29 protein-coding genes and 7 pseudogenes are annotated in these 24268 nt (G+C 43.5%); 6 read left to right on the top strand and 30 right to left on the bottom strand.

Annotated features, from left to right (window positions below):
- The first annotated feature begins 140 nt into the window (after window positions 1-140).
- On the top strand, window positions 141-506 hold the full coding sequence (locus V7K44_RS07575) for a BON domain-containing protein (protein WP_334930146.1): 366 nt from the start codon (window positions 141-143) through the stop codon (window positions 504-506).
- Between the two features lie 37 nt (window positions 507-543).
- On the opposite strand, the gene V7K44_RS07580 is transcribed toward V7K44_RS07575, so the two are convergent.
- The 6 genes and pseudogenes from V7K44_RS07580 to V7K44_RS07605 form a co-directional block, all read right to left on the bottom strand.
- On the bottom strand, window positions 544-1497 hold the full coding sequence (locus tag V7K44_RS07580) for an alpha/beta fold hydrolase (RefSeq protein ID WP_334930148.1): 954 nt from the start codon (window positions 1495-1497) through the stop codon (window positions 544-546).
- A 198-nt stretch (window positions 1498-1695) separates the two neighbouring features.
- Complete coding sequence (bioU, locus tag V7K44_RS07585; protein ID WP_334930150.1) at window positions 1696-2715, bottom strand: (S)-8-amino-7-oxononanoate synthase BioU; 1020 nt, start codon at window positions 2713-2715, stop codon at window positions 1696-1698.
- A gap of 376 nt (window positions 2716-3091) precedes the next feature.
- Window positions 3092-3256 carry a hypothetical protein gene (locus tag V7K44_RS07590; RefSeq protein WP_334930152.1) on the bottom strand — a complete coding sequence of 55 codons (165 nt, stop codon included), beginning with the start codon at window positions 3254-3256 and terminating at the stop codon, window positions 3092-3094.
- 57 nt (window positions 3257-3313) lie between these two features.
- Window positions 3314-3814 (bottom strand): hypothetical protein, encoded by a 501-nt coding sequence (locus V7K44_RS07595; protein ID WP_334930154.1) that lies wholly within the window; start codon window positions 3812-3814, stop codon window positions 3314-3316.
- Window positions 3798-4001 (bottom strand): annotated as a pseudogene (locus V7K44_RS07600) (GTP-binding protein); the annotation flags it as partial. The gene V7K44_RS07595 and the pseudogene V7K44_RS07600, both read right to left, overlap by 17 nt.
- Before the next feature lie 87 nt (window positions 4002-4088).
- Window positions 4089-4388, bottom strand: a pseudogene (locus V7K44_RS07605) (SAM-dependent methyltransferase); the annotation flags it as partial.
- Here V7K44_RS07605 and V7K44_RS07610 point away from each other — a divergent pair.
- Window positions 4386-5148, top strand: a pseudogene (locus tag V7K44_RS07610) (IS4 family transposase); the annotation flags it as partial. The pseudogenes V7K44_RS07605 and V7K44_RS07610 overlap by 3 nt on opposite strands.
- A 68-nt stretch (window positions 5149-5216) precedes the next feature.
- Here the strand turns inward: V7K44_RS07610 and V7K44_RS07615 are convergent.
- Together V7K44_RS07615 and V7K44_RS07620 are read right to left on the bottom strand one after the other, a co-directional pair.
- A complete protein-coding gene (locus tag V7K44_RS07615; protein WP_334930156.1) occupies window positions 5217-5600 on the bottom strand; it encodes a hypothetical protein in 384 nt (127 codons plus the stop codon).
- A 169-nt stretch (window positions 5601-5769) separates the two neighbouring features.
- Complete coding sequence (locus V7K44_RS07620; RefSeq protein WP_334930158.1) at window positions 5770-6030, bottom strand: hypothetical protein; 261 nt, start codon at window positions 6028-6030, stop codon at window positions 5770-5772.
- Between the two features lie 325 nt (window positions 6031-6355).
- On the opposite strand from V7K44_RS07620, the gene V7K44_RS07625 reads away from it, so the two are divergent.
- Window positions 6356-6523, top strand: a complete 168-nt coding sequence (locus tag V7K44_RS07625; RefSeq protein WP_334930160.1) for a hypothetical protein — start codon at window positions 6356-6358, stop codon at window positions 6521-6523.
- A 463-nt stretch (window positions 6524-6986) separates the two neighbouring features.
- On the opposite strand, the gene V7K44_RS07630 is transcribed toward V7K44_RS07625, so the two are convergent.
- The 10 genes and pseudogenes from V7K44_RS07630 to V7K44_RS07675 form a co-directional block, all read right to left on the bottom strand.
- Window positions 6987-8246: an arabinose transporter gene (locus V7K44_RS07630; protein WP_334930162.1), complete on the bottom strand. Its 1260-nt coding sequence runs from the start codon at window positions 8244-8246 to the stop codon at window positions 6987-6989.
- A gap of 55 nt (window positions 8247-8301) precedes the next feature.
- Window positions 8302-8625, bottom strand: coding sequence for a carboxymuconolactone decarboxylase family protein (locus V7K44_RS07635; RefSeq protein WP_334930276.1), 324 nt, complete (start codon window positions 8623-8625; stop codon window positions 8302-8304).
- Between the two features lie 11 nt (window positions 8626-8636).
- A pseudogene (locus tag V7K44_RS07640) lies at window positions 8637-8858 on the bottom strand (RRXRR domain-containing protein); the annotation flags it as partial.
- Window positions 8859-8878: 20 nt separating this feature from the next.
- A pseudogene (locus V7K44_RS07645) lies at window positions 8879-9067 on the bottom strand (reverse transcriptase domain-containing protein); the annotation flags it as partial.
- Between the two features lie 340 nt (window positions 9068-9407).
- Window positions 9408-9833: a putative quinol monooxygenase gene (locus tag V7K44_RS07650; RefSeq protein WP_334930164.1), complete on the bottom strand. Its 426-nt coding sequence runs from the start codon at window positions 9831-9833 to the stop codon at window positions 9408-9410.
- Window positions 9834-9898: 65 nt separating this feature from the next.
- A complete protein-coding gene (locus V7K44_RS07655; RefSeq protein ID WP_334930166.1) occupies window positions 9899-10273 on the bottom strand; it encodes a cyclophilin-like fold protein in 375 nt (124 codons plus the stop codon).
- Between the two features lie 278 nt (window positions 10274-10551).
- Window positions 10552-11547: pseudogene (locus V7K44_RS07660) on the bottom strand (aldo/keto reductase).
- A gap of 51 nt (window positions 11548-11598) precedes the next feature.
- A complete protein-coding gene (locus tag V7K44_RS07665; protein WP_334930168.1) occupies window positions 11599-12021 on the bottom strand; it encodes a (R)-mandelonitrile lyase in 423 nt (140 codons plus the stop codon).
- Between the two features lie 405 nt (window positions 12022-12426).
- Window positions 12427-12684: a hypothetical protein gene (locus V7K44_RS07670; protein ID WP_334930170.1), complete on the bottom strand. Its 258-nt coding sequence runs from the start codon at window positions 12682-12684 to the stop codon at window positions 12427-12429.
- 203 nt (window positions 12685-12887) lie between these two features.
- Window positions 12888-13367: a DUF6985 domain-containing protein gene (locus tag V7K44_RS07675; protein ID WP_334930172.1), complete on the bottom strand. Its 480-nt coding sequence runs from the start codon at window positions 13365-13367 to the stop codon at window positions 12888-12890.
- Between the two features lie 66 nt (window positions 13368-13433).
- On the opposite strand from V7K44_RS07675, the gene V7K44_RS07680 reads away from it, so the two are divergent.
- Complete coding sequence (locus V7K44_RS07680) at window positions 13434-14999, top strand: DUF4419 domain-containing protein (RefSeq protein ID WP_334930174.1); 1566 nt, start codon at window positions 13434-13436, stop codon at window positions 14997-14999.
- Between the two features lie 54 nt (window positions 15000-15053).
- A complete protein-coding gene (locus tag V7K44_RS07685) occupies window positions 15054-15269 on the top strand; it encodes a hypothetical protein (RefSeq protein ID WP_334930176.1) in 216 nt (71 codons plus the stop codon).
- Between the two features lie 18 nt (window positions 15270-15287).
- Here V7K44_RS07685 and V7K44_RS07690 read toward each other — a convergent pair whose 3' ends face one another.
- From V7K44_RS07690 to V7K44_RS07705, 4 genes are all read right to left on the bottom strand, one after another.
- Window positions 15288-16355, bottom strand: coding sequence for a WD40 repeat domain-containing protein (locus tag V7K44_RS07690; protein WP_334930178.1), 1068 nt, complete (start codon window positions 16353-16355; stop codon window positions 15288-15290).
- A 115-nt stretch (window positions 16356-16470) separates the two neighbouring features.
- Window positions 16471-16626 (bottom strand): hypothetical protein, encoded by a 156-nt coding sequence (locus V7K44_RS07695; RefSeq protein WP_334930180.1) that lies wholly within the window; start codon window positions 16624-16626, stop codon window positions 16471-16473.
- A gap of 359 nt (window positions 16627-16985) precedes the next feature.
- Window positions 16986-17615: a hypothetical protein gene (locus V7K44_RS07700; RefSeq protein ID WP_334930182.1), complete on the bottom strand. Its 630-nt coding sequence runs from the start codon at window positions 17613-17615 to the stop codon at window positions 16986-16988.
- A gap of 79 nt (window positions 17616-17694) precedes the next feature.
- Window positions 17695-18276, bottom strand: coding sequence for a hypothetical protein (locus V7K44_RS07705; RefSeq protein ID WP_334930184.1), 582 nt, complete (start codon window positions 18274-18276; stop codon window positions 17695-17697).
- Between the two features lie 46 nt (window positions 18277-18322).
- On the opposite strand from V7K44_RS07705, the pseudogene V7K44_RS07710 reads away from it, so the two are divergent.
- A pseudogene (locus V7K44_RS07710) lies at window positions 18323-19165 on the top strand (IS5 family transposase).
- Here the strand turns inward: V7K44_RS07710 and V7K44_RS07715 are convergent.
- The 8 genes from V7K44_RS07715 to V7K44_RS07750 form a co-directional block, all read right to left on the bottom strand.
- A complete protein-coding gene (locus V7K44_RS07715; protein WP_334930186.1) occupies window positions 19152-19379 on the bottom strand; it encodes a hypothetical protein in 228 nt (75 codons plus the stop codon). The pseudogene V7K44_RS07710 and the gene V7K44_RS07715 overlap by 14 nt on opposite strands.
- Window positions 19380-19386: 7 nt before the next feature.
- Window positions 19387-20172, bottom strand: coding sequence for a hypothetical protein (locus V7K44_RS07720; protein WP_334930188.1), 786 nt, complete (start codon window positions 20170-20172; stop codon window positions 19387-19389).
- 14 nt (window positions 20173-20186) lie between these two features.
- Window positions 20187-20339 (bottom strand): hypothetical protein, encoded by a 153-nt coding sequence (locus tag V7K44_RS07725; RefSeq protein ID WP_334930190.1) that lies wholly within the window; start codon window positions 20337-20339, stop codon window positions 20187-20189.
- Between the two features lie 565 nt (window positions 20340-20904).
- Window positions 20905-21159 (bottom strand): hypothetical protein, encoded by a 255-nt coding sequence (locus V7K44_RS07730; RefSeq protein WP_334930192.1) that lies wholly within the window; start codon window positions 21157-21159, stop codon window positions 20905-20907.
- Between the two features lie 623 nt (window positions 21160-21782).
- On the bottom strand, window positions 21783-22085 hold the full coding sequence (locus V7K44_RS07735) for a hypothetical protein (protein WP_334930194.1): 303 nt from the start codon (window positions 22083-22085) through the stop codon (window positions 21783-21785).
- 140 nt (window positions 22086-22225) lie between these two features.
- On the bottom strand, window positions 22226-22432 hold the full coding sequence (locus V7K44_RS07740; protein ID WP_334930196.1) for a hypothetical protein: 207 nt from the start codon (window positions 22430-22432) through the stop codon (window positions 22226-22228).
- A gap of 244 nt (window positions 22433-22676) precedes the next feature.
- Window positions 22677-23420 (bottom strand): hypothetical protein, encoded by a 744-nt coding sequence (locus V7K44_RS07745; RefSeq protein WP_334930198.1) that lies wholly within the window; start codon window positions 23418-23420, stop codon window positions 22677-22679.
- A gap of 141 nt (window positions 23421-23561) precedes the next feature.
- Window positions 23562-24044, bottom strand: coding sequence for a hypothetical protein (locus V7K44_RS07750; protein WP_334930200.1), 483 nt, complete (start codon window positions 24042-24044; stop codon window positions 23562-23564).
- Between the last annotated feature and the right edge of the window lie 224 nt (window positions 24045-24268).

Below are 24268 nucleotides of genomic sequence, written 5' to 3' on the forward strand. Positions count from 1 at the left end.
GCATTCTCAATCGAGAAATTGTCTAGAAATCATACCGCAAGCAAGAATTTCATTGAATATATCTTTTTATTGGCAGATGCAGCATTTGTTTAAAGCTTTTATACTCAGATTTGATAACCCTCTAATAGGAGAAAAGTTTTATGGGTTGGTTAAAAAGATTGTTTGGAATGGAAAAACCTGAAAATGCAGAAGTAAATCCGGCTCCACAGGCTGTACAGCAAGCGCCCAGTGCTAATGTTGCTACTGCTACGCAATCGATACCCCCAGAACGTCTGGGTTTAAGCGGAGAATATGACCAAAGTGGTTTAGCAAAGCGGGTAGCGTTGGCATTCGATCAAGACCCCCAACTCGACGATGTTGATACCCTTTGGGTGGCTCAGACGGGTAGCACTGTGGTGTTGAAAGGAAAAGTCCCCAGTCAAGAAATTCTCAACAAAATGGTTTCTGTGGCGAGTTCTGTAAATGGTGCTACAGATGTTGACACTAACCAAGCGACGATTGGCTAGTTACTGCTGATGCGATCGCACCCCCATTACATAATATTTAGGGAATAACCAATGGTTGGCGATGCCTGCGGCGGGCTTCGCCTACGCCAACCCATCTCTCAATCCAATCTAAAATCGCTTGGTTAACTTGTTCTGGACATTCATCATGGGGACAATGCCCGACATCTTCCAGATTCAGCAATTCCAACTTCTTGTTATATTGGGCAAATTGGCTAGCTAGGGCTGGCGGCACAAACCGATCTTTTTGTCCCCAAATTAAAAGCATCGGAATTGTTAAGGTTGGTAATACTGTCTTGACACTAGGACTAAAATTAATTCCGATCGCAGCTTTGAATAAAGCACTAAACGCCCTCGCAGAACCCCGGTCTTGGGGAGGCCCTGCTAAAATTTCGATGAGTTCATCGGTAATCGCCCCTGGGTTAGCGTAGGCAAGACGTGCCCAGCGACGCAGCACCCCAGGACGGCGCACGAAGTTAAATACAGGTTTAAGTATCAACGGCGAAGCAACAACATTTTTAATTGCTGTGACGAGTGGGCGCAGCAGAGGAGGAATTGCTTCTTGTTCTAATGACGGGTCTGGTAAACTCATCATCACCATACCCAGCACCATATCAGGGTGGGTGGCGGCGGCGGCCATAGATATTAGTGAACCGTTGGAATTGCCTATTAATATTGCTGGTTGACGGATAAATGTTTTCCAGAAATCGTAAACCTGTTCAACCCAGAGTTCGATGCTGTAATTAGCAGCGGCTTTTTCAGAAGCGCCAAAACCCAACATATCTATGGCGTAAACTGTGTGATACTCACTCAACACCTCTAAATTATGTCGCCAATGACCAATGGAAGCGCCAAAGCCATGTAACAGAATTAGCGGTGTTGTATTGTGGTGATTTTGACTAGGGCGAATGTAAGTGTAGCGAGTTTGCCAGCCACGCCAAATCCAATCTCTTTGATTACCAACTCGTTCCTGCCAGTGTACCGTAGTGGTCACACTTACCTCCGATTTATCAGCGTTGAAATCCCATTATAAGAATTAGGGATTGAGGATTGGGAATTGGGTAAGCTGTTACGTATACAACTTGCATTATCAGGGCGGGCAAGATGCCCACCCCACAATCATATTTGAAAAATATTAGTGCAAATTAAAGGCGCAATAGCTTATTCCTAGTCACCAGTCCCCATTCCCTATTTACCTAACAAATTGTGGCATAATTTCAGCTGCGGTGAATATTCCATAAATGCCGCGTTGGTGCAATTGTCTACCAGCTTTGAGATAGCCGAAAGCAGGGCCACAGACATTTGCTGCCATGCTGGTTTCATCTCCGAGAGTAAATGTATGGGTAGAAATCTTCCCTTCAAAGGTACGTCCTGTTACCTTCACATTAGTGCTGAGAGGCTTTTTGGGATTGCGGGTATCGACTACACCACCAACTGTAACGCGATCGCGCCCTACTATCCCGGCTACTTCTAACATCACATCATCAGCGTGTTCCATATTTTTCAAGGTAAGCACGCCGTTAGTTTTATCTAGTAGTGCTTCTATTTGGGCGTCAGTCATCGCTCTAGCAGCTTCTACTGTGTAACCAGGCATGTGGCCGATGTCTTCCCGAACAGTGGCGCGGTAAGCTTCCCAGTTAGCAATTCCCACCCCAAAGGTAATTTCAACTTGATGAATTTCGGCGTAACTTTGGGCGGCTAAAGCTGCTGCTGCTGTTAATAGTCCAGGGGTAGCACCGCATCCTGTCATGTAGGTAATTCCGGCGGCTTGCAGTTCCTCTTTCATCGCTAGGAGTTGTTCTACAGCAGTGGTGCGTTTAATCGCATCTACTAATACCCCACGCCAACCAGATTTGATAAATTCCTTGGCGACATTGGGAATAAAGTCATTAGGTAGGTTGGGTAAAGCCAGAAAATACCCATCTACTTCAGCTATTTCGATTAAATCCTGAATACTTTGATTTGTTAATGTACCAATTGGCTCTAAATAACCCACCGAACCTTGAGACTGATAGGTTGCAATGGATTTTTCAGTATTTAAACCTTCAGCAGCATAGGCGTAGCCTTTTTGATCTGCTGCTGCGACTAAAATCATTTCTCGTTTACCAGCAACTACCTTGGCGGCTGCTTGTCCGAGTCCGCCGAAACCCAGTACTCCCACACGTATCGCTGGCGAAATATTTAGAGAATTTTTGATTTGTTCAGAATTCATAGTCAATTCGTTAAGTTGAATCAAAAGCCTTGATTATTTAGCATCTCAGCTTCCGGCTAGTAACTGGTGGCTGATGGCTGATAACTCAAAGCTATAGAGATTAATTATGATTCATTATCCTGGGTTCTTTGGCTGGATATTGCAGATATTTATCTACTAGCGATCGCTTTTGAGTTTTTTGACTGGGAATATACCAGATTTAAAGCATGGACGCAACTGGCAACCCCGAAGAAAGCTTAAAAAGACTGGCTAAACTCGATGTTCTGACAGGATAAAGTTTGTGGCGCGATGATGCAAACCTTTATGGAGGCGATCGCTTATTGAGGAATATGCGCTTTTAGGCATCCCTGAATATTGCATTGTCGATTATCGAGGATTAGGCGGTATACTGACCACTTCCTCCTAAATAAACGATCCAAGCGTTGTAACCAATTGCTAATATATTGCTAGCGATAAAAGCTTGTTGCCAATCTTGGGTGTTTATTTCTGGGGTCATTTCGATTAAACTCATGAATTGATAACTGCCAGAGTTGAATTTCATAACATAAATAGCTCTCAAAAATTGCACGTGCTGCTAATCCCTCGACAACTAACTTTTCTAGCCAGCGCTTAAATGCCCAACGACCGAGTGAGTATAATGGAGGGAGTGCTTCGGCGTTTCGCCGTAGCGCTTCGCGATCGCCACAACATCAGCAATATATTTAACTGTAGTCAGCCCAAAAGTACGGAAGTTATCAACACACAAGTCAATCGTTGGTGCAATATGGGTTGAAATGTCTTTAGTCTTGATTAACTTGAATCCAGACTGTGACAACGCCGCTTGGAGTTCACTGGCGATATGACAATTAGAAAAAATACCTTTTTGGTATTCGGCATCAAAACGCATCATATCTGCAAGCAGCAGGTAGCCACCACTATCCAGTAAACGTGTATTTGTAGGGTGAGTAACTTTAGTATCCACATCACAAATAACAACTCCCCGCCCAAATAATTGAAATCTTTTCCATCCTGTATAACCGATTACCAATATATTGTTATGGATAAAGCTGTTTTGCCAGTAGCCGAAATTTCCTTGCCAAACACTATTGGATGGTCGCATTGACTTCCTCCCCCAACACTAATGACTCAATGCGAACTTGATCGAGTTCTCGTCCAATCAACACTAATCGCGTTTGACGGGGTTCGTGGGGTTGCCAAGTCCGATCGTAAAAGTAGTCAAATCGATTACCGACACCCTGTAATACCAGACGCATGGCTTTGTTTGGAACTGCTACAAATCCCTTAATTCAGCAACGCCGAAAGAAGTTTTAACCGCAGATATCATGCAATGTTGCCAGCGTTAAAATCCAAATATTCATAACTAGCTGCGATCGCTACCTAACCAAGCTTGAGGGATTTTGGTTGGCAAGGTTTCTGTCCATCAATTCTGTGCGTGAGTTCGCCCGCACAGCCCGGAACATTCCAAATCGGCACAGAAGAGCACCAAACGCCAAACGCATCAACAAAAACGTCGGCATCTCGCGCAGAGATTTAATGAAACCAGATAGACCAAAACACACTAATCCCTTTGGTCGAACCACTCCTTGCCAGATGGAATCTAACCAAGAAGGAAGGGTTTCTTGCGTCCAGTCTGCCGTAATTACCTCCCCCTCAACTAAGGAAGTCTCTGCCAAAAATTAAATGAATTAGTACAGAAGAAAGTTAAAAAAAAGTTACACGATAAATATGCAATTTATCTAATAGATTCAACAATTATTACTCTCACCAGTAAATTATTATGGGTATTAGGACACCATCAAGTAAAACTTTTCAGTTCTCTAAATCTAGCTACTGGAAGTCCATCAGATAACTTCATAAACTTTGGACATGACCATGACTATAAATTTGGTTCTAAAATGATGTCTAGTCTACCAACTAATGCTGTTGTTGTAATGGTGCTTAGGTTTTGCTGGATTAAAATTTATCCAAGAATTAGTCCAAGAAAAGAAATACTTTGTTTTGCGGGTAAAAAATAATTGGAAGTTAGAATTTGAGGAGCAAACTGGATTAATTAAAGTTGGTGCATCTGATGATGCTCAAGCCTATAGAGTGATTAATTTTTGTGATTTAGAAACGAAAACTGAGTTTCGATTAGTAACCAATTTACCAACATTAGGAGAGGCTGCCGTTAGTGATGATGAAATCAGGGATATTTATCGATTACGTTGGGGAGTTGAATGGTTGTGGAAGTTTTTAAAGATCCACTTAAAACTTGACAAGTTAATTACCAAAAATGTTAATGGTATCACCATACAAATTTATGTTAGTTTAATAGCTTATCTAATTTTACAGATATTATCTATCCCACAACAATGGGGACATACGCTATTAGATAAATTCCGCTATTTACAATCTTGTATGTGTCAGAAAATCAGTTATGTTCATTGGTTTTAAGAGATGATGTCATGTTGACTATTTTAGGCTTTTTAGAGTTAGTGTAACTAGATATGTAAAGTTTTGTATTAGGATTCAACATTTCTGGTAGAAATCAGCAATCCTCTCACCCAGGCATGCTTTTTATAGATAGCCTTCGCTACAACTAAATTGACTTGTTTTTGTGTCCAGTTGCTCCTTTGTAAAAAGTTATCTATTGCTAATTCATCATCTAAATCTATATCTACGTTAGATTCTGAAAGTATTTCCGAGATATCTGTATTTTCTAGCAACAGTTCGTACCATTCTTGAAATGTTTCGGGACTAAATAGTTTTCTCGCTTCTTCAAATGAAATTTTCTCCCATCCAGCATCTGTAACTATTTCGTTACCAGTCTTTGTAATGAATAGATTCTCTTCTTCTACCATCCAAGGGAAGGATGTTTTCTGATGTTTTCTCTTTCGTTTACCCATTGAGCCATTGCAATGTCTATCGCCTTGCCGCCTAAACGTCTACGCACTCAACTTTAATGCTATCGTTGATTATTTGGTAGGCTTCTTTACCAAAGAACAACTCCTGTTTGTGACAGTACGTACACCACAGGAGCAACGTATTCTTTTTTGCCTATGTTTACCAGGAGTATCACCCACAAAAATCATCCACCCGGATATCCCGCCAAATGTCAGAAATCTGCCAGCCAGAGTTGCCAACAGACTGTACTGGAGGATTGTCAAGGAATGGAATATAGTCAGAAACTCTAGCCACTGGAATTGCTGCTGGTTGCTCATCAACCACAGGGGCTGAAGAATTGACGGTATCAGCTTGAAGATTTTGGTCTTCAGCGTGTTGGATTTCCATCATTTTCTTCAGAGTCAGCTTGTCGGATTTTTTGATGATCTTCATATCTATCTATTAAAAGTTTTCATTCACTGTTCCTCAAAGGCATTGGCTGAAAATCTGGATGACAGCAAAGTTGGGAGAAATTGGATGTTAATAATTGCACGGAATAAGTAAGATACAGCAAATCTATGGAAAATACGAGTCTCTTGCTGAGGAATTTATCAATTGGATACACATAATGTATTAAATTAGACATTTTGCCTACTACTTCAATTTATACAAATAAAATGAACCTTGAGAGTATTCGTATAAAAACATCAAATTACAACAAAAAACTCTCTTACATGGAAGTCGCCGTGAACATTTGTGGCATTTACTACAGATAGGCATGGGTTCGACATCTGTACCAAAAACTGCGGTGGATTTATCTTTGGGTGCGGCGGCTGTGGTGGCATCGCCCTCGAAATCTGACAAACCACCATCTCAAGCGAAACGGACTCGTAAAAAGCCTGTCAGTTCAAGCACTGATGAAACGGCTCAGGGCACACGCAGCTGAGCCGACTATTACGTAAAAGCTGTCCCATTCTGTGAACTCTGGCATGTTCACCTCGTCTTCTGATGACGCTTCTTGTGCCTTCTAGAACGAGTCGTTTGTTGTTATTCAAATGGGTTATATCCTGGTTTTTTGTATAGCTTGTCCGGGTTGTTAAGAATGTCCGGTTTATAGACCTTCTCTGCCCAATCCGCTGGTTTGATTTCTTCAATAGCTAACGAAACCGATGAGACTGCAATCGATGCTCAGCGATCAATCATTTGCTCCATCTTTTCGGGGTATCTCGCCCCTTGTACCGTGATTCTTGAGGCAACGTCATTGATGTTACGCAGATCGTCAGGCGTGAGTTCAACCGAGGCTGTGCCGATGTTTTCCTCTAGACGATACAGCTTTGTGGTGCGCTGAAACTTCTAAATTGCTGTTTCCAAGTTTTCTTTTCTGCATTTGCTTTTCTTCCTAAATTATTTTAGAGACCTGATTTAAAGCGATTGCTTGATATCCTCCGTCCTGGAAGTCCCGTTGTCCGATGATGTCGTCGGGTAATCGTTGGTGGCTTTAGCATCCGCACGACGACAACTCCAGCGCTCAATACAACCAGCGTGCTGACGAGGAACACCGCGCTCAAGCTGCCCCCGCTTGCGACCAATCCTAATGCAGGGCTGGCAAGTCCCAGCGACAGGTCGAGAAAAGCGGTGTAGGCTCCCATCGCAAGTCCACGACTTTCCGCCGGGACACGACGCAGTGCTTCTACGCCTAAAGCAGGGTAAACGAGCGAGTAGCCAAGACCAGTGAGGGTCGCCCCAAACAAGGCCAATGTAGCCCCAGGCGCAAGCCAGATCAGCGCTTGACCGATCGCTTCGATTAGGATGCAGACCAACGCGACCTTAGCACCACCAATCTTGTCCGGCAAGTGACCGAAGGCAACGCGCCCAACGATGAAGGCGATGCTTAGAAGGGAAAAGGCGAGCCAGGCTTGTCCCCACCCATGTTGTGCAAACAGCAGCACAATGAACGTTGCGATCGCGCCGAAGCCAACGCCACTGAGTGCCAAACCGAGACCCGGCACCCAAACAGCACTCATTACTCTGGTGAATGCAGGGCGGGTCTGGGGCATCGATGGAACAGCTTGGCACCGCGCGACGAGCAGCAGGGTGACGAGCGGAATTACGGTGGTGGTAATCGCGATCGCCACAAAACCGTATTGGGCGTATAGAATAGTGCCAACCGGAGCGCCGACCGCAAACGCTGCATAGAGGGCCGTTCCAACCCATGCCATGACTTTGCCTGTGTTCTGCGAACCCAAGAGCGCAAGTCCCCAACTCAGCGCTCCTGTGATGATGAAGCTCTCCGCCACACCGAGCAGCGCCCGACCCATTAGTAGAATTGTGACCGAAGTTTCAGGCTTGCCAACGAAGCGAAGCGATAGCAGGTAGAACAGCCCGGATGCGACTGCAATCAGCAGTCCACTAACAACAGCGCGTTTGGCTCCCCGGCTGTCGGCGTAGTAGCCTGCCCACATCCGCGAAAGCAGCGATGCCGTAAATTGGCTACCAGCAACAAGACCGACTACGAAGGTGCTGAGTCCTAGTCCTTGGTGGACGTGAAGTGGGAGTACTGGCAGCGCCAGACCAATGACGAGGTATGCAATGAAGACCACTCCGATAATCGGTAGCAGTACTGCCACGGTGGGAGGAGTCGTAGATGTCCGAGAAGCTTTATTGAACATAGAACTGGGCACGTTAAGGGCTGGGGTATAGTTTGGAGCCTTTATTGAGACCTATTTAACTTAAAACCTTATTCAGTATTTCAGCAGCATTATCGGCTTCAGGCTTGCCGACTTTGGACTTGAGAACGGATACGAGACTGTTCATCTGTGCCTTGGTCAGTCCAGTATTCATACCGATTCTAAAATGTGCTTGCAGTTGGGAGTTGACACCTTTCATGCTCGAAAGAGCTGCAATGGTCGCAATCTCCCTACTTTGAAAGTCCAGGTTGTCGCGCCCGAAGATATCTGCGAACAGGTGACTTTTCAAAAACTGATCGATGGCGGGAGCAAAAGTATAGATTTCCCCAGCAACCGGACTTCCTGAAAGGCGCGTCTGAATTTCTGTTCCAAGCCTTCTGGACGTGTTCTATTCAGAAATTGGGGTTTACGATATCTAGTTTTCCTAGCCCGTCTACCGCGCCGTAATTGTTGCCTAGAAGTTAAAGCATCTCTAATTGTAAAACCTCTATGTTTTAGTTCTGCTGCAAATACAACTTCCCCTGTAGTATCGTTTACTAATGCAATCCCTGTTACTTTTGCGCCAGGATCAAGCTTTAATCGCAGTGGTGTAAAGAGTGAATCTGGACGTGATTCTTAAAGTGCCAGCCAAGGAAATCAAACCCATCTGTCGCGGCGGTAACTTTAGTCTTCTTTTGGCTTACATTCATTCCGCGTTGGCGGAGAAATTCGCTGATTCTATCAAGTATCTCTGTCGCATCATCTTTGGGTCGGAGTATAATAACCATGTCATCCGCGTATCGGATTGATGGTTCAGAGATATCCTTGTTTCACCGTGGGAACTCCCTGTTAGCGCCAGTGTCAGCCCGCAACGGCTGTCTGATTGCGCCCTGTTCCCAGCTTCACCCTCCAGAAACCGAGTCTGGTCAGTGTGGGCAGATAAGGAGTCAATTCTGAGTCTGAATGACAGGACTTGCACCTGCATCAATCCGAGAGTTCAGCCTTTAGTGTCAGTAATCTGCTGACGGGCTGGATTAGTTATGTACGGACTGATTACCGTGATTCTCTAATCAACGAATCGCACCTACGCATTCCCTGGTAGGTCTTGAACTCTTGCCTCTAACGTAGCCATTTAAGGCTTAATCTGGTCAGATGTGGGCTTTTTCAAGCCCCGCCCTTTAAGGCTGGGGTTTCTGACTTCGCGCCGAGCGAAACGGGATCGGTCTCCACAAGTTTGAGGGACTTAACCATTTCCTGGGTATTGGTCTTGTATTTTTTGAAATGAGGCGATTTGATGTGCGCTTTGTACGCATCCACATCAGCATACGTCTCAAGAATTCTTATGCTGGTGGGGCTATCCCTTAGAGAGACGGCGTATAAGGTCAGCACCCCCGGCTCCAGGCGAATGGAAGCCTCGATTTCCTCCCTAAGTTCAGCTTTATAATTTTCTAACTGTGCTGGATCGATCTCAATTTCCGACAGTCGTACCATGCGTCCTTGGGTCTGTTCGGCAGGGGCACGCCCGCACGCGCATAACAGACATAACATCAGCACCGACGCGCCAAGGATTGGAAATCGTCTAGCTTTCATGTTGACCTCCTGGTCGGTTGTTGAAGAAGCCCATCTGCGATCGCTTCCGGCAGTGAAACGTCCTATCATTTCGGCGCGATAGATGTTTTATCAAGCTCAACCGTCGCTTTTAAAGAGCCTGGCACATTGAAAGCTTCTAGGTCAGAATCGATCTTGCCTATGACAATGATTCCGGGTTTAGGGATTTCCTGGTCGTCGTGGCGATAAAAGATCGCCACATCGGGGCCGGGAGACCAGTAAACTATCTCCCCGACTTCATAATTCTGCGTTCGCTGTCCCTCGTCCGAAATCGCTCTTGGCAGGTGGGCGAACTTTTCTCTTCTAAACAAATCGTTCATTGTCAGCGTTAATGGCAGCAGAGAAATAAAATCCTGAGTGGTTTTGCTGTCGATCAAGGTGGCTGTAACGGTTTTGTCTTCAACTTTTATGCTTATCTTCATAACGAATTGTTGTTTTTTGAAGTTCGTCTTTTCATTGGAACCGAATTATATTTGGTACAAAATAAAGCACTGGAACGAGAAGAAAACAAATCGATAACAAGAAAAGGTTGTTCAACCAGACAAGTCCGAGCAGCACACTGTGTAAATGGCGGAAAAAATAATGATGTGCTTTCATACACGATTCCTTTTGTTACAACTGAAATGGCATAACCCCGACTCCCAAACACGTTTCGTTCTTAGACGTATCTTCAAAGTGTTTTGCGCGAGGTGGCTGCCGTTCACCGGCCAGTTAGCTGTTCATGAAATTCCGAATACCGGGCGCCTTCTACCTTGATGTTTGAGGAGACACTTTCGATGGCGCAAAGATCGTCTGGCGTAAGTTCAATGTCCACCGCGCCGAGGTTTTCTTCAAGGCGATGCAGCTTCGTTGTACCGGGAATCGGAACGATCCACGGCTTCTTTGCCAGCAGCCACGCGATCGCGATCTGAGCAGAGGTCGCTCTCTTTTGTTTTGCGAATTTAGTGAGCAGATCAACCAACGCCTGATTCGCTTTACGATTCTCTGGATTAAAGCGGGGGACGGTGCTGCGGAAATCCGTATTATCGAACTTCGTATCTGCGTCGATCTTGCCTGTGAGAAAGCCCTTCCCTAGCGGGCTAAAGGGAACGAAGCCGATGCCCAATTCTTCTAGGGTCGGCAGCACTGAGGCTTCAGGGTTTTTCCACCAGAGCGAGTATTCGCTCTGAAGTGCAGTCACCGTCTGAACTGCATGGGCGCGACGGACGGTCTGCGCCCCGGCTTCCGAAAGACCAAAGTGCTTCACCTTGCCTTCTTGGATGAGGTCACTCACCGCTCCCGCTACGTCTTCAATCGGCACGTTCGGATCGACACGATGTTGGTAGAACAGATCGATAGCCTCGACCTTGAGTCGCTTGAGCAATGCCTCAGCGACCTGCTTGATGCGATCGGGCCGACTGTTTAAGACAGTCCACCTGTTCCCGTCGTTAGGTCTAGGTGCTCAACCGAACTTAGTGGCGATCGCCACTTGTCCGCAGAACGGAGCGAGGGCTTCACCCACAAGCTCTTCGTTCAAGAACGGACCGTAAACCTCGGCGGTGTCGAAGAAGGTGACACCTCGTTCGACGGCAGCACGGATAAGGGAGATCATCTCCTGCTTGTCTTTGGGCGGTCCGTAAGACCAGCTCATGCCCATGCAGCCGAGTCCGATCGCCGAGACTTCCAGATTGCTGTTTCCAAGTTTGCGCTTCTGCATTTTTTGAACTCCTGTCTTTAAGTTAAAGGTCGTAACTGTCTTACTTCACGGTTAGCTTTGGTATTGTTCGTCGCTGACATGCTCCATCCAATCCACATTCTTGCTATCAAGATGTTCCTGAATGGCGATGTGCGTCATCGCCGTGGTTGGTGTAGCACCGTGCCAATGCTTCTCACCTGGTGCAAACCAGATCGTGTCCCCCGGTCGAATTTGCTCGATCGCACCACCCCAGCGCTGTACAAGACCGCAACCTGCCGTCACGATCGGGGTTTGTCCCAACGGGTGGGTATGCCATGCGGTTCGAGCGCCCGGCTCAAACGTGACACTGGCTCCAGATGTGCGGGCTGGATTGGGTGCTGAGAACAGGGGGTCAATGCGAACCGTGCCGATAAAATACTCAGCCGGCCCTTTGGCAGAAGGCTGTGAGCCACTTTGTTTGATGTCCATTTGCTTAATTCCTTCACTTAATGTCATGTCAGTTGCCAGTCCAATCGGAGAAATTGAGCACTTATCACCTGCTCTATGTAGTAGGGATGGAAATTTTTGAGGAAGCAAGGTTAGCCTTGATATGTTTTTGATCGTCAGTCGGCGAATCTCTTGCCCAATAAAACCTGAGTTGTCTCTTGGAGAAAAATCCAGATGCTTACAAGAAGCCGGAATCGTTTTTCATTGCTTTAGTTTCATTCTATGAATTCTAGAGAGCAAGCAATAAAACGATCGTCTAAGATTGTTGTACAATCCTGCAAACTTACACCTGTTTGGATTCAAGTAGCGATAGATTCTGTATAGGCTTGGCACTGCCAATCCTTTTCTAGAGCTTGATGTGTCCTAATCTTGCCAGAAATCGTTTTTAATAGTACAAAAATACTATTTATCAACTCATGTATGCGTTGCCACTTCTCTTATGTAATTTGTAGCGTTCGGCTGATGAATTACAATCAAAGTCTTCAAAACAGGGTCTTGTTTTAAGTTTTCCCTCCACAATAGCTTTTCTAACACAAAAGCTCCTAAACCGAATCTTCCCGCCAGATTTCCCCCCAACACGCCACTGATCGCTCCACTAGCCCACATCAGCAGGACTTTCGGCAATAAAAGAGAAAATCGATTGAGGAAGCGATGGACTGCCCAGCCTAGCAATGTCTACTTTAAGGAGCTGTGACGCTCCAGCATCGTTAACGCTACGCTATCGCTGTCGCAAAATTTCTTTATCCCCAGATTCCCTCTGATCAGCACCATGACCAGCAACCATGTCCTGTGCATCGTACTTGGTTGCTCTGGCAGCGATCGCAGCATATAAGCGATATACTTCAATTCACCACGGTTTTATGCCAAGCTAGTTTTTACCATCCTATTTCACCTATCTGATCTGCATCGTCTGCTACTCCATTGCGAAAGCGTACTTCTAAGCCGTGTTCTGGGTTCCAGTCACACTCAGCTATCAACTTAAAGGTAGCAATATCTAGGTCATACTCAACGTGGGGCGGCACATAGATATATGAGAAAGTGACCTGATCCCAGACCTGAATGGGATTAGCCAGCAAAGGCATTGACTCATCTCCAATCATGTCACGATATACATCGTAATTTTGCAACACCAGAGGAGCAGTGATGTGCAACACATCGGGTGGCAAGGTTAAAGCTTGCCGAATAGCTTCACGCTGAAGCGATGAAAGTTCACCAATTTGCCCATGTTCAAAATTCACACAAATCGGTACACGGCGATCGCCCAAAACAGCACATTGTGCTAAAGTCCAGTGGTTATCTTCGATTATAATCTGTCCAAATTCAGCATCGTAGTAACTCTTTTGGGGTTTCATCATCGAATGGTACTACCTTTATTCATCAAAATTATGAAAAATATGTTGATCTTTGTTCGTAGTTAGCTGATGACAGTACTGGCACCTATCCTTGAACAAACTGTGGGTAAGATTCGCTTTTGTGTAGATGATGTCAAAAGCACACAGGAGCGATTACCTGTAAAAAGTGCGAAATTTCAGTTAGAGAAGCAATTAGGGAAACAACTGCTGGCATTTAGCCACAATGATACGTTTGAGGTAATTGCAGACCAAGGTATTCATTCGCTGGCGCTTGCTGTTCACACTGCCTTTAGCGAACACCGCCCGTTATTGTTAACACCTGACATTATTTGGATAACATTATCACAAGGATTTGCTCAACATATCAACAATCATGCAGAAAGTTTGCGATCGCGCTTGGTTAATCACCAGGGGAAACAACAACTGATAGTTGAAACTCGACAAATACCCAGCCATCCCCAGCACTGGAGTCAAGCAGTTCAAGAATGGGCATTGCATATCCGCAATTATGTAGGAGCGGATCTATATCGATTGCTAGAGTGTAACTTCAGTACTACAACACCCATCACCCACACAGCTAGTCATGTCGTAATGATGAATGCCTTCCAAAAATATTTTGACTATGTAATGTACTGTGTATGTGGCATTCCTGAGATTACGCTGTTGGGTACTGTAGAAGATTGGCAAAGTATTAGCGATCGCGTTCAAATGATGGCTGAGTATGATTTAGACTGGTGGACTGCTCGTTTAATGCCAATTTGTCGAGAATTTGTGGAAACAGCTTCAGGCAGACCATCACTCTTGTTTTGGCGCTGTATCTACAAACCTGAACCTGTTTATGGTGTTGAACTAATTACTGGCTGGTTGACAGATTTGTTCCCTTATATTACGCATTCAGTAACTAAAGCTCCCTCGGTGAAGAATCCCGTTCTGGAAATTGATCGCTGCGAACTGGAGAACGCGTCATTATCTGAACCATTATTTTTCAAACAAATTGCTCATGGTATTTCTCCTGAATGCTTGCCTTTGGGACTCTCTCAAACTCCATTCCAGCTGATAACGCCAGATGGACAAGAACATTCTCTAGAACTACTGGCTGGTTTCATTGGCGTTCATCAAGATTCCAAAGAGCAAACTTTACAACCCGAAATTGGCTGGGCTGTGCGTGAACGTAATAATAACTTTGCAGAGTTACTCGACAAAATTCAACAGCAGCACATCACACAAGCACCTATTAATTGGTCGGAATTTTATACAAACTTTTATGATGCAGTTCCCAAAGAACACATTCAAATCCTGGAGCGATTTGATGGAGCCATACTTTATGCTAATAGCGGTCATTCTTGGGAAATTTCAAAGTTTAATTCTGGTAAAACCTACGAAATCCCTGAGCCAAATTCTTTCTGCTCTGATGCAACCCACCTAATTGATCTCGAAGATGGGCGCTGCATTGCCTATGTCTTTAACTCTCGCAAGAGCGAATGTTTGATTTTTTTGGGCAAGCAGACTTTAGATCGTAATCAGCTTCAAAATCCCATAGTTATTGCTAAGAGCATTCCAGAACTCTTTGAACGCATATTTCAAGTTCAGGGGCGATATTATTTTGATGATTCCAATTTCGTCTGGGAGTCTTGAAACAGCTACATGAGAAACTCAGAGATTTTGCATCAATTATTTAGAGTCGAGTTTATGAACAACCAACCAGATCAAAAAAGCTACACACCACAAGAAACGCCATGTCCAATCTGCGGTTCACAAAATTTTGTTTGGGGTCGTACCGTTGCAGAATCAGTAAGTCAGTGGGTATATTTCCGTGCTGATGGGGCTGGGTGGGGGGAAGGCGAAAAGCTGCGGACGCGTAAGTGCCTTGATTGTAACAACGTTCAGTTATTTACGTATGATTAACTGATGGTTAGCCATCAGTTATTTAATTTGCCAAATATGTATAGTGCTATCCTCATTACTACTAGCGAGGGTTTTACCATCCAGGCTCAGAGCAAGCCCTAAAACAGAACTGGAACCATCTCTCCATGTATGCAACAATTTCCCCTGCTCTAAGCTCCACATTTTAATACTGCCATCATAATTGCCGCAGATTAGAATTTTTCCATCGGGGCTAATCACAAGAGATTCAACTGAATTAAAATTATCAGCAAACTCATGCAGCAGTTTTCCAGTTTGAAGATTCCATAACTTCAGAGTACTAATTGCACGATTTCGAGAAACTAGCTGACCAAAACTACCAGTAACAAGCTTTTTACTATCTGGAGTAATGGCAATAGCATCAACTCCGGTTTTGTGACCTTTGAGAATATAGCGCGTTTTTTTAGTTTGCAAATCAATCAGCTTAATTGTATTGTCATCGCCACCCCCAGTACTCACAAGGGTTTGCATATCAGGACTAAATGCAACATTACTCACGTATGCTGAATGTGCAGCAATAGTATTAAGCTGTTTAAGCGTGTGTAAATCCCAAAGCTTGATTGTGCGATCGTCACTGCCACTAGCAATCAATCTACCATCTGAACTAATCGCAACAGTTTCTACTGGTTGAGTATGTCCACTTTCGCTATCAAGCATAAGGAAAGTGCGTAAATCCCAAACCTTCATTGTTGGAGTGGTTATCCCACCGCTTACAATCCGCTTGCCATCTGGACTAATCGCAATTGAAGTAACACCATCTGAGTGAGCGTCTAAACTACGCAACAATTTCCCGGTACGTAAATTCCAGAATTTAATTGTATCATCTCTACCTCCACTAATCAGGGTTTGCCCATCTGGGCTAATCACAACTGCTCGAACACCAAAAGTCACTTTTTTATGCCCAGTTAGTGTATGAACAAGTTGAATCTGTGTTTGGGACTGAGTAATTGTACTCTTGCCTATGGGAAGATTTGAACTAGAAGAATGTACATCAATAACAGTGATATTTACTGCGATAGCTATTGCTATAATGACTGGTTTGGATTTGAGAAAATTCAATAATTTCATGGTGGTGAAGAATACAATTACATAACATGGTTCCCATTAGATGGACGCCATCGCACCCAATCTGATAGACCACAGTCAAACACTAGGTATAAGTTAATAATATAAATACGGGTTCCTAGTGATTAGAAAAATCATCATTTATCATTGTTTCAATCACAATACCGCCAAATCGAGCTTCCTCAGCCCAGCACCTCACTCCCTCAATGTAGCAAATCTGGCTTTCATACTTCTCTTTAGTTTCAGTAACAATTCCCTCAAATCCTCCACTCATTGAGGTATTAAAGAAACTCAACTTTCGTCCCTGAGTATCACTTGCTTTGCTATAGCAAGTATTACAAACTGCGCGTGGATATCTTGAAAAATATCGAGTTGGGGTCGAACAGATTGGGCAAGGATGAAATTCAGTATTACTCATATATCTTTTACTTGAAAAAACTTCATCTTCTGACTTGGAGATTACTTAGTATGTATAAAAATTAGACAACTACGGTTACTGCACATTACTCCCCAAATCAGCACGAATTTCACGGTCTCTTGTGTCCCTGGGCAAATAACTGAGCCGCATAAATCCCCGCTTATTCGCAGACTTGCTTGCCAGAGCATCTGCTAAAAGTCGCGTTTTGTAAAGCTTTAAGTATCTCTACGTTTAATAGAAACTAAACGTAAAACGGGTTCATTTTTATTCACCTTTAGCTTTTTTTTAAGTTTTACTTGTGGACGAAATAATTGTATTCCTCTTGATTGAGTTAATACATAAAATCCTCTATACACTTTTCTAAATTTTTTCAGTAATAAACTCATATATTGTGCTATTCCCTCTTCAGTGATACCTTGAAAAATCGTTCCAGAGGATACCCCTGCTAAACCTCGGACAGCGCCTGCAAGAATTCCATATTTACATTCTGCTGTGTTTTTAGGATTGAGGAAGTATTCTACTGATTGGGATAAAGCACTTAGTTCTTTACGGTTCGCCTTTTCTTCTTTCCAATAATCATACCAACAACCGTGTACCTGCCAGGGATATCCTAAGCTGTTAAAGAAAACTGAATCTCCGTTACCATTTGTATGATAATAAACAGCTTTCCCACATTTTTTACATTTAGTTGGGTAGGTCTTTGTTTGTACTTTGTCCTTTGATTCTTTGCATTGTGTTTCATTACTATTAAGTAAGCTAGATATATTTCCATGAATATAAACACCAACATCTCCTCCAAAACCACAATTACAATCTGAGGGGTGATTCCAAGCATTACATGGCATATTATTAGGGTTTAAAAGGTCAAATACGCAGTAAGATGTTAAAACAGCATCATTGAGTGCGAAGTTAATCTATCTCCAATCACTCTTCTTCATCTGTCACATCGCTGAATGCTGAATCATCCACAGCCAAGATTGGTTTGCCCATAGCAGCTTCAATTTTGCCAAGTATCATCCGTTGACGCGATGCCATGAAACCCTCAAAGTCGTCTTGTCGAAGTTTTATTGCATCGATTTGGTGAGTTGCCAGAATTGCATTCATACCTGCATCGTCTAGCTGAACACTGTCATGCTTTTGAAGCTGAACCAGATATTCACTTGGAGCTTTCCCACCAATCATGCGATTTGCTTTAAAAGATATTGGGGTTTTGTTGAGGATAGAGTTATAGCGAGATGGGGGAATATCGTTCTTATCACACCAATTCCTGGGGAAAATGTGATGAATATCGAGTTTGCGCTCCTCCCAATCGGTTTCATCCAAATCTCGTATAGCAACTTTCCAGAAGAAGTCCTGAGCGCCTTCACGCTGAACTAAGACATTGATCCCTTTGTATGCAGCGCTATTGCGGGAACGTAAAGTACCTAAGCGCGTAGGCTGGAAGTTAGCATCTATAACAGGCGAAGGTTCTTCCTTGCCACCCTCAATCCAATAGACCTCTTGCAAAAGTCCCAAATACGTGGGACAACTAGGTTAGAGTTGGGTAGCATTGATGACTTACGAACAAGTAAAAAGCTTAAAGCCAGAAGACTTTAAACGCTTGTGTGGTATACGCCCAGAGACTTTTAACCAGATGCTAGAGGTAGTGCGATCGCCCAGTCAATCAAAACAGAAAACAGGACGGGCCTTGTAAACTCACCTTGGAAGACCAATTGTTGATGACATTGGAATACTGGAGAGAGTACCGTACCTACTTCCATATAGGTCAATCTTGGGGAGTCAACGAGTCTACAGCTTACCGAATTATCCGAAAAATAGAAGATACACTGGCTAAATCTAGGGCGTTTACACTTCCAGGGAAGAAAAAATTGGCTAGTTCTAATTATCAGTTAGAAGTAGTAGTGGTTGATGTTACAGAAAGCCCAATTGAACGTCCTAAAAAAAACAAAAAAAGTTTTACAGTGGAAAAAAGAAATAGCATACACTTAAGTCACAAGTAGTAGTAGACCAAGCAAATGGTAAAATCATCTGCACCGCTCTTGTCTTGGGTAGAGAGCATGATTTTCGGATATTTAAAAATAGTCGAGTTAGGTTGAGAGAAGATATAGAGTGCTTGGGCGATAAAGGTTATCAAGGTATTCAAAAACTGCATAATAATAGTCGGATTCCCAAGAAAAAACCTAGAGGGGGTAAATTAAGTTGTGAGGATAAAAAGAGTAATCAAGAATTAGCCAGAATTAGAGTTCTAGGTGAGCATGTAAATCGGAAGTTAAAGGTATTTAAAATTTTGTCCCTTACTTATAGAAATCGCCGAAAAAGATTTAGTTTAAGGTTTAATCTGATTGCTGCTCTCTACAATTATGAGCTTTGTCTCCCCAAAATCAAATCTTCCTAAGTGACTTTTGCAAGAGGTCTATTGTATCCGGGTAATTACCTGCATCTTCTCTCAAGCGCTCGTAAAGACCACTAACAGAGTAATAGCGTGTATAAACTGCATCTTGATACATCAGTCCCCGGTCTTCAGCGTAAAGCAAGAACACCAACCGCAGCAGAATAGTAATCAATCCACCGTAAATATGCTGGGGTAAAGTAGAATAAATATCACTCAACAACTGGCTATTGGTGGCTTGCTCTGCTGCTTGGAAGCCACGCAGTAAATCCCATAATGCCTCTAGTACCTGTTCTGCTAGCTTGATAGAGACATCGTTTTGATATTTCCGGCTTTTTATCCAGGATTGCAGACAAACGGCGATCGCTAGGGACATTAAACAGTCGGTCAGCCGAGAGTAACATCTCCATTGCACCCAAAATCAGCCGCCCAGATACCTCACACATTGCCTGTACAGGAAAGGTGAGATGTCCCGATGACTCACCAAGTGGTGCATAAACCAAACGCAATTCTGTACCGTTGCACAATAGCCCGGTGTAAACTTTTGTTTCTTTTAAAAGGCGCTCAAACTTAGACTGGGGGCTGGCGTGCCAACCAGTAGATTTACTATCCTCCGCACCTGCATTGTCGAGTTCAGTACCAGGATTCAGCACGTGTACCAGCATCATCCAGCCGCCATTGGGTTCGGGTACTGCATAAGTGGGTGTCAAGACTTCGTTGTAATCTGGGAGTGCGATCGCTAATGACTCTGGACTGACAACTAAATCTTCTGGTTGCCAACCTAAAACATTGATAGTAAAAGCAGGAAAGTCGTCAATTCCAAAGGTTTCCTTGCTATCACCGGGCAGAGGTTCGCGTCTGGCAACTGTAGTGAGTGTTTGTTGCAGTTCCACCACATTGCGGTTAACCACAGCTTGGGTTGCTGACAATGCCGGGAGAGACACCACCAACCCCACAGGCTGGAGAAAGCCTAACCATTCTTTATGTAACCGGATTTCTGGATCGTTTGCCATTGTTTACACTCCCTCTAGCCGGAAATCGGCCATAAATAAATTACGCCGACTGGCTCAACCCGCACTGCTTTCACTTTGTAAGCAGCTTCAATGCGGTCTGGTTCTGAAATTAGTTCGGTTGCGATCGCTTGAAGGCGTTTTTCCCAATGGCGACGGTCTGCATCCAATTGACGCTGTTCTTCTATAAATGAGACATCTCCAAAATAGTAATATTCTCTGGTAGAAGAACATTATAATAAGTTTTTGACATAAAAAGATGAGTGACATACTGAAGTATTACGAATTAAAGCGCTAATATTACCATTAAAAATATCGCCTATATCATCAGGTTTAAATTACCGCATATAACTAAATATTTTTGCTTAATTATTAACAGCAAATATCTCAAAGTCTGATTTTATCGTACAGACTAGCTATTTTAGCATGATTGCATTTACGGACTATAGCCTAGCCACACAAAGGCTTTGAGTATTTTCGGAGATGTCTCTTCTGCATTAATTTGCCTTGTACTCATCTTGATATGCTCCTTTAGGGTGAGATGGCGAGTCGCATTAGGGAATACGCTCGCCCTTGGTGAAAATGGTTTAGGAGTGGAATGTCGAGGGTTGAGTTAGGGGAGTATGGGGCGGGATTTTTCCTTTTTGGGAACTTGCAGGCGATCGTCTTGAAAGACTAATCTGAACTACCATTAATACCAAATCCGCATACTCTGGGGTTTGGGGTTGCCGTTTTTTACTTAATTGTTGTTTTTATATAACTCATGTCAAAGATTTTTTGTTTATAACACTCGTGCAAGAAGTAACGAGTCAGTGCCGGATATCTCCAAGGAATGTCATTAGATACTTCTGGAAATATACTTTTAGCTATTAATGAGCAAAAAGTCGGATTTTTTAATGTTTTTTTAGATTCTTCTTCAACATTGAAAAACTGAACCTCTTTTAATGCAAAGTCAGTTATTTCCTTATCATTTATTGGTGTTTTCAACATAGACTCCACCAGATTATTTATCGATTCTTTCCCCATACCATACATAGTATTATTAGGTTGGTATTCAACTTTATCTTTAAGAATCGTTTCACCTACAAAGTTTTCACACCATAGATTTTTATAATCTATTTTACTAATGTGTTTAAAAAGACTATCAAAACGATCACGAATTATCTCCGTTTGTATACCATAAGAATGTATTTCATATCCCTTGTAATTCTTCTGAAAAAACCAAAAAATCTTGCTCTGTAATAATTATGTAAACTCCTGAGCGATCAATAATAAGATTATTGTAAGACACAAAAACATGGGTTGTTTCTGAATATTCAAAACCCCTCTTATGTTGAAGAATTTGAATAAACTTTTGAAAAGTAGTCAAGGGCTTTAAAGGTTGTGTACAATGAATATAAACAGTATCTTTTTAAAAAACGATGTATTTAATTTAGAACTTGCTGTTTTGGCTAAATCTTTTGAACTTTCCATGATGACTACTTTGATAGTGTATTCACAAATAACTTAAAAACATTTACAGTATGACCTGAAAAGGCTTTAATTTTCGTTGTAAATAACGGATTTTTTGACTTTGATGTAGCAAATTTTAAAGCTCATATGAGGTAAGGTTTTTAAACCATATTGCCGAAAATTACAAACATCTCAGCTTGATACCTAGAAGGGATTGTGTCAATAATGCGCTCGTCAGAATAGACAATTTTTCCTGATGGCAACTTCATTGATGGCCCTGTCTTACTACTTTGTGACCCACTGCTTAATTGCGGTTGATCAGTACTTCCCTGATGCTTTTCTAAAATCTCAAGCAGCGATGATGCAGTGGTTGATCCGAGTGTATCAGGATGCTCTAGCCAATGTTCTTTTTTGTATTTGGTGAAAGCATCTAATGGGGAGCATCCCACTTTTTTGCCTGTCATTGCGAGCGCAACGAAGTGGAGCGTGGCAATCCCATCAACTGGTGCTTAGTAGGAGATTGGGGGATTGCTTGTCTGCGACACGCACTTGCGTTCGTCGTCCCTCCTCTCTACGAGACGCTGTTCGCGTTCGCAATGACAAGTTATTCTCTGATCGCAAAGTAAAAACTGGGATGCACCCCATCTAATGTTCCATTCCCTACAATACCGTCCACTTCTCCGGTATAGTATTTACTAATTTTTAGCAGATTCTGGATTGCTTGAACCAAATCTTTATCAGCCACTGCCAGCTTTTTTTCTGCCTTACTATTTGCAAAGTTTTTCAGCGCTTCAACATTTATATCTGCCATTTTTATCCTTCCGTAAATTCGAGATAAAAGTAACTGTTTTCAGGCGACATACAGCTACATTGAATATCTTTTAGAACAGGTGATGAGGGTGTAATTATCTTTAAATTCCTGCTCAACAATCGCCATTTGCATTTCTATTAATCAAGCCATCTCCTAGCTAAATAAATTGTCAACGAATTGCTAGAGAGATTGAACGAGATACATCGGTCAGAGAGCATCTGTTTGTCTCCCTGACTGATGTTTATTACTTACCTACACTAATTGCCTTGGCAGTTATGCCGGGAAAGTTTTTGTTGACATTACCATCAACATCACGCCAGTGGACACTGCCATCTGGATTAATGAAGTAAGAAGCACTCGGCGTAGAGGGATCAGCAGCTATTTCCGAGACATTTTCACTGAAGATATCCCACCGACTATACTCTGCTGCCCAACGTGCCCAAACGCCATTTTCTTGGATAGCCCAAAGTCGGTTATTTCCTCCGACACTGATTGCCTTAGCAGCAATGCCAGGAAAGCCCTCGTTGGTAAGAGCGTACTTTGCAAAGCCCCCCTCGTTGACATTACCATCGACATCGCGCCAGTGGACACTGCCATCTGAATTGATGAAGTAACAAGCACTCGGCGTGGAGGGGTCAGCAACTATTTCCGAGACATTTTCACTGAAGATATCCCACCGACTATACTCTGCTGCCCAACGTGCCCAAACCCCATTTTCTTGGATAGCCCAAAGTCGGTTATTTTCTCCGACACTGATTGCCTTGGCAGCTATGCCAGGAAAGCCCTCGTTGACATTACCATCGACATCGCGCCAGTGGACACTGCCATCTGAATTGATGAAGTAACAAGCACTCGGTGTGGAGGGGTCAGCAGCTATTTCCGAGACATTTTCACTGAAGATATCCCACCGACTATACTCTGCTGCCCAACGTGCCCAAACCCCATTTTCTTGGATAGCCCAAAGTCTTCCTGATGGCGAGTTGCTCATATTGAATCATCCTCTGTTGTAAGTAAGATTGACTAGAACCACTGTTTCCGATCTATACCTTTAAGACGATTCCAGAGTTAGATTTCTGAATTTTTCGAGTAAGAGTCTTTTGTTTCTAACTCGCTCCCCATAAAAGCAGCATCAAGAACCAGAATCCTTTTGCGCCTTAGGTGATAACCGTTTTAAAGCATCTTCAACCTCACGACGAGCAGGATAGAGCAACTGCTGACTCAAAGCACTTCGATAAGCCTCGATCGCACCGCTCACATCCTCTAACCCCTCCAAGGCTCTCCCTTGCCAGTAACAAGCCATAGCTGGATCTAACTCCATTAATTCCTTTGTTAACTGACAAGCCTCTTGCCACCACTGCCGACTCGCCGCATCATTCCCCAGCACCCGATAACTCTCCCCCAGCCACACCGCTGCAGATACAGATGGCAGATAACTCCCTGCTTCCGGCAACAACTGGCATCCTCGTGACAAGGCCTCCACGGCTTCCTGGTGTTTCCCCGCCAGCGCCAATACCCGCCCATGACGAAACCAGCTATCCGCCAAATTGGGTTGAAGTTGTGTCCCCTTTGCAGAGACACTACACCCCCGCTCAATTTCCTGAAAACCTTCCACCAGCACTCGCCCCTATGTGGGTTTGCACATAAGATGAAATTTGGACAACGCAGTTACAAGGGTTTGGGGCGACTATATTCGCACATAAAGTGTGGGTTTGCACATAAGATGAAATTTGGACAACGCAGTTACAAGGGTTTGGGGCGACTATATTCGCACATAAAGTGAAATTGAATGTGGAGTAAGGGTTTGAGCCAAATAGTAAATTCGCAGATAAAGTGAAA

The sequence above is a fragment of the Nostoc sp. genome, from assembly GCF_036917235.1.
Classification (GTDB): domain Bacteria; phylum Cyanobacteriota; class Cyanobacteriia; order Cyanobacteriales; family Nostocaceae; genus Nostoc.

Excerpts from the sequence above, each read along its gene's own strand:
- V7K44_RS07700 (WP_334930182.1), bottom strand. The coding sequence starts at position 17,615 with ATGCCATGTAATGCTTGGAATCACCCCTCAGATTGTAATTGTGGTTTT.
- V7K44_RS07740 (WP_334930196.1), bottom strand. The coding sequence starts at position 22,432 with ATGGCAGATATAAATGTTGAAGCGCTGAAAAACTTTGCAAATAGTAAG.
- bioU (WP_334930150.1), bottom strand. The coding sequence starts at position 2,715 with ATGAATTCTGAACAAATCAAAAATTCTCTAAATATTTCGCCAGCGATA.
- V7K44_RS07625 (WP_334930160.1), top strand. The coding sequence starts at position 6,356 with ATGGGTTCGACATCTGTACCAAAAACTGCGGTGGATTTATCTTTGGGT.
- V7K44_RS07745 (WP_334930198.1), bottom strand. The coding sequence starts at position 23,420 with ATGAGCAACTCGCCATCAGGAAGACTTTGGGCTATCCAAGAAAATGGG.
- V7K44_RS07675 (WP_334930172.1), bottom strand. The coding sequence starts at position 13,367 with ATGATGAAACCCCAAAAGAGTTACTACGATGCTGAATTTGGACAGATT.
- V7K44_RS07655 (WP_334930166.1), bottom strand. The coding sequence starts at position 10,273 with ATGAAGATAAGCATAAAAGTTGAAGACAAAACCGTTACAGCCACCTTG.
- V7K44_RS07615 (WP_334930156.1), bottom strand. The coding sequence starts at position 5,600 with ATGGGTAAACGAAAGAGAAAACATCAGAAAACATCCTTCCCTTGGATG.
- V7K44_RS07735 (WP_334930194.1), bottom strand. The coding sequence starts at position 22,085 with ATGACAGGCAAAAAAGTGGGATGCTCCCCATTAGATGCTTTCACCAAA.
- V7K44_RS07665 (WP_334930168.1), bottom strand. The coding sequence starts at position 12,021 with ATGACATTAAGTGAAGGAATTAAGCAAATGGACATCAAACAAAGTGGC.
- V7K44_RS07590 (WP_334930152.1), bottom strand. The coding sequence starts at position 3,256 with ATGAAATTCAACTCTGGCAGTTATCAATTCATGAGTTTAATCGAAATG.
- V7K44_RS07690 (WP_334930178.1), bottom strand. The coding sequence starts at position 16,355 with ATGAAATTATTGAATTTTCTCAAATCCAAACCAGTCATTATAGCAATA.
- V7K44_RS07630 (WP_334930162.1), bottom strand. The coding sequence starts at position 8,246 with ATGTTCAATAAAGCTTCTCGGACATCTACGACTCCTCCCACCGTGGCA.
- V7K44_RS07620 (WP_334930158.1), bottom strand. The coding sequence starts at position 6,030 with ATGAAGATCATCAAAAAATCCGACAAGCTGACTCTGAAGAAAATGATG.
- V7K44_RS07685 (WP_334930176.1), top strand. The coding sequence starts at position 15,054 with ATGAACAACCAACCAGATCAAAAAAGCTACACACCACAAGAAACGCCA.
- V7K44_RS07595 (WP_334930154.1), bottom strand. The coding sequence starts at position 3,814 with ATGCGACCATCCAATAGTGTTTGGCAAGGAAATTTCGGCTACTGGCAA.
- V7K44_RS07730 (WP_334930192.1), bottom strand. The coding sequence starts at position 21,159 with ATGTTGAAAACACCAATAAATGATAAGGAAATAACTGACTTTGCATTA.
- V7K44_RS07720 (WP_334930188.1), bottom strand. The coding sequence starts at position 20,172 with ATGGCAAACGATCCAGAAATCCGGTTACATAAAGAATGGTTAGGCTTT.
- V7K44_RS07650 (WP_334930164.1), bottom strand. The coding sequence starts at position 9,833 with ATGAAAGCTAGACGATTTCCAATCCTTGGCGCGTCGGTGCTGATGTTA.
- V7K44_RS07575 (WP_334930146.1), top strand. The coding sequence starts at position 141 with ATGGGTTGGTTAAAAAGATTGTTTGGAATGGAAAAACCTGAAAATGCA.
- V7K44_RS07680 (WP_334930174.1), top strand. The coding sequence starts at position 13,434 with ATGACAGTACTGGCACCTATCCTTGAACAAACTGTGGGTAAGATTCGC.
- V7K44_RS07695 (WP_334930180.1), bottom strand. The coding sequence starts at position 16,626 with ATGAGTGGAGGATTTGAGGGAATTGTTACTGAAACTAAAGAGAAGTAT.